4 protein-coding genes are annotated in these 3342 nt (G+C 62.4%); 2 read left to right on the plus strand and 2 right to left on the minus strand.

What is annotated here, in order from left to right; genetic code table 11:
• Window positions 1-654 (plus strand): FtsX-like permease family protein (locus tag P4L93_10300; GenBank protein ID MDR3687334.1); only part of this gene is annotated, 654 nt, incomplete at its 5' end.
• Window positions 655-1014: 360 nt separating this feature from the next.
• Here the strand turns inward: P4L93_10300 and P4L93_10305 are convergent.
• A complete protein-coding gene (locus tag P4L93_10305) occupies window positions 1015-1434 on the minus strand; it encodes a hemerythrin domain-containing protein (GenBank protein MDR3687335.1) in 420 nt (139 codons plus the stop codon).
• Window positions 1435-1818: 384 nt separating this feature from the next.
• On the opposite strand from P4L93_10305, the gene P4L93_10310 reads away from it, so the two are divergent.
• Entirely contained in the window at window positions 1819-2928 is a 1110-nt protein-coding gene (locus P4L93_10310; protein ID MDR3687336.1) for a beta-propeller fold lactonase family protein, read from the plus strand.
• A gap of 233 nt (window positions 2929-3161) precedes the next feature.
• Here the strand turns inward: P4L93_10310 and P4L93_10315 are convergent.
• Window positions 3162-3342: hypothetical protein (locus tag P4L93_10315; GenBank protein ID MDR3687337.1), on the minus strand; the 181-nt coding region annotated here is incomplete at its 5' end.

Consider the following 3342-nt stretch of genomic DNA (forward strand, 5'->3'; position numbering starts at 1 on the left):
CGGGTTGTGGGAATCGCGCGCGGCGACGTCGGCGCACCGACGGCCTTCACAACACGGGACTTCCTCGACGGAGCTCTCAATGCCGGCGGGGCCGTCGAAGAGCTGCAAGTCACGACCGAACGACACGATGTTGTATCCCAGGCGACCACGGCGCGCAAGCTGACCGACGCCTTCGCAGCGCGGCAGATTCGCGTCATCGAGACGGACACGCAGAACCAGACGAAGACTCTGATTAGCGACTCGCTGAGCATCCTCGTCGTGTTCCTGGGCATCTTGGCCGCCCTGCTCGCTTGCGTTGGGGGAATCGGCCTCTCCGGCACGATGAGCATCAACGTGCTCGAATCGACCCGTGAGATCGGAGTCATGCGGGCTGTCGGGGCCTCCAACAAGTCGATCTACCAAATATTCATCACCGAGGGTGTGATAGTCGGCGTCGCCTCGTGGGCCATAGGATCCGCGCTGAGCTTCCCGTTGTCCGAGTGGCTCACGGGCGCGCTTGCGAACGCCGTCGGATTCCCGCTTTCGTTCACGTTCTCCCCGGGCGGAGTCGCTCTCTGGCTCGCGCTCGTCGTTGCCATGTCGGCGCTCGCCAGCCTACTTCCAGCCGCTCGCGCAGCTCGGGTGAGCGTTGCGGAGGCGATTGCCTACGAGTAGGCAATCCCGACAGGGATTGCGGTGCCCCGATTGTGGGGACTTCTTCCGTGGAGGTAGCGACTCGTCGGTACAGTGCGATTGCGCATTTCGCGTTTCCGCAGCTCAGAGGCCTGCGGTTTCACCGATATTCCCGCAAGATCAGCCTGAGTCCAAATCGCGTTGCTACATCTGTTGCTACACGCGGCAGTTCGATGTGAGTCGAAATATAGCATCTGACCTGCGGTTTTAGGGTGGGCCATCTGCCACGCAGTTCAAACTTCTGATTGGGCGGGAGTTCTCCATCACGGTATTCGCCTGCCCCGTTGAGGCGTGGGCCATCACGGACGGCTTTGTGACGAAAGTGAGCCGAGCACCGCGGGTCTAGGTGGATGCCGCCGAGCGGCCGTTGCGCTGCCGTATCCAGTTGGCGAGCAGACGATCTAGGTCGAACTCATGCGTCTTCAGCCACTTGTCCAAGAACTTATGCAGCGGCAGCACGCTGATCATCTCGCCGGTTCTAAACTCAAGCACGCGCAGGCGGGCGTAGTCCGTGAACTCGCGATGCTGCAGGCACATCTCCTCGGTCAACAACTCCGGATACCTGACCTCCGTCATCAACGCCTCCTCGGCGGCGAAGTGGGTCAAGGTGAAGTCCATGAGTCGGTCGAGCACGTGCAGTACCTCGGACTCAGTTCCTGTCTCGATGCTCGCCAGTTCATCGAGAAGCCCTACTACCTCCCGGTGCTGACGGTCGATGAGCTCGTTGCCCGTCTCAAGAGACTCGTCCCACGTGCTCGCCATCAACGGCCTCCCTAGTCGGCTTCGGTCGGTACCTACGCGAACTAGGGGCCAACCACCCGTGGTGGTACGTCCATGAAGTCCCAGGCGTCGCGGTGTGGCCCGTTGCTCAAGCCACTCGCAAGACCGTGAGGTCAACGCAGGCGACGACTGGGACGACTCTCTCATTCCCGGAGAACTTGGCGAGTACGCACGGCCGGGCCATCGTGGACGGCTTTGTCACGAATGGGCAGGCCCCTCAGCCCGGGCATCGGTTCTCGTCCTCGCCCTGATCGGTCCCACACCCGAGCGAAGTGGGAAAGAACAGCAGGGTTAAGCGGATGTGAACCCGCGAAGAAGTGGTGAGGGTCGAAAGCCCCTCGAAACGTGAAGGATGGTGGTTCGCAAATGGGCAAGGTACTTCGTCAAGGGGCGCTCGCCGCACTGGCGATCGCGCTACTCATCGGCATCTTCGGCGCTCCGGCGACGGCGCTGGCAAAGAAGTTCAGCCCCGTCGGCGCGGTCTATGTCATGTCGAACAACACGACAAACACGGTCATGGTCTTCAAGCGCAACTCCAAGGGTGCCCTCAAGCCTTCGGGTAGCGTGAAGACCGGTGGCATGGGGAGTGGATCGGGGCTCGGATCGCAAGGGGCGCTCGCCTTTAGCGGCGATGGCAAGTACCTCCTCGCGGTCAACGCCGGCAGCGCCGACATCAGCGTGTTCATGATCGGGCGTTACGGTGATCTGAAGAAGGTCAACGAGGTGTCCTCGGAGGGCACGATGCCGGTATCGATCACCAGCCGTGGCCAGTGGGTCTATGTGCTGGACCGTGGGGGCAGCGGCAACATCGCCGGCTTCAGCATCAACAAGCACGGTCATCTGACCTTCTTGGCCGGCTCGATGCAGCATCTGAGCAACCTCGGTGTCGGTGCCTCGCCCGTTGCTCAGCAGATCTCGTTTAAGCCACGCTCGAACCTGATCGTGGTCACCGAGCTTTCGACCAACATGATCGACGTCTACGCCCTGGCCGCTGGCGGGGTCGCGGGCGCGCCGACGGTGCAGCTCTCCATTGGCACGGCGCCCTACGGATTCGGTTTTACGCACAGCGGCACGCTGATCGTGTCCAACGCAGCCAGCGCCACGCTGTCGTCGTACAAGGTCAGCGCCTCGACCCTCAGCGTCGTCAGCTCGGCTGTGCCCGACTTCCAGCTCGCGCCCTGCTGGGTCGTCGTGTCGCCCGATGGCACGCACGCCTACACGGCCGACGCGCACAGCAACGACATCTCGATCTACAACGTCAAGTCCAACGGCAAGATCTCGCTTGAGAAGTCAGCCGCCGTCAAGCCGAGCACACCGCTTGATCTGGCCATGACCGGCAACGGGAAGTTCCTGTATGCCTTGGCGACCGGCGCTCACAGGGTCGCTGCGTACGGGGTCAAGAAGCACGGTCTTCTCAAGGGTCTTGGTTCGGTCGGCCTGCTGCCCGCAAGCGCGACAGGACTGGTCGTCTGGTAGACACAAGCGCGACACGGCAATACGCGAGGCCCCGGAATTCCCGGGGCCTCGGCTTTCCAACACCGATCTTCGCAGCAGACAGAATCGGAGGCGCTTCGAGGGCCATCTGTCTCGCAGTCAGACTTCCGACTGGGCAGGGGTTCCTCTTCCGGCGCTCGGCATGGCCTGTCGAGCGGTTGAGCGAAGCGCCTAGGCCATCCTGGAGGGCTCCGCAGCCGCTTCAGCGCGCGGACCTAGGACTCGGGAGAACCCTTCGACGATCGAGGAAGCAGGCCCTCCCAGAGCAACGAGTTCACTTGGTCCAAGGCCTCCTCATGCGAGATCCCGACCTCGTCGAGTTCAGCGGGCCGGCCTAGCACCAGCCCCATTTGCCGAAATAGCATCGCAACGAAGCGCGTGTTGAATGCCTTGATC

The sequence above is a fragment of the Coriobacteriia bacterium genome (genome assembly GCA_031292615.1).
In the GTDB taxonomy this organism is placed as follows: domain Bacteria; phylum Actinomycetota; class Coriobacteriia; order Anaerosomatales; family JAAXUF01; genus JARLGT01.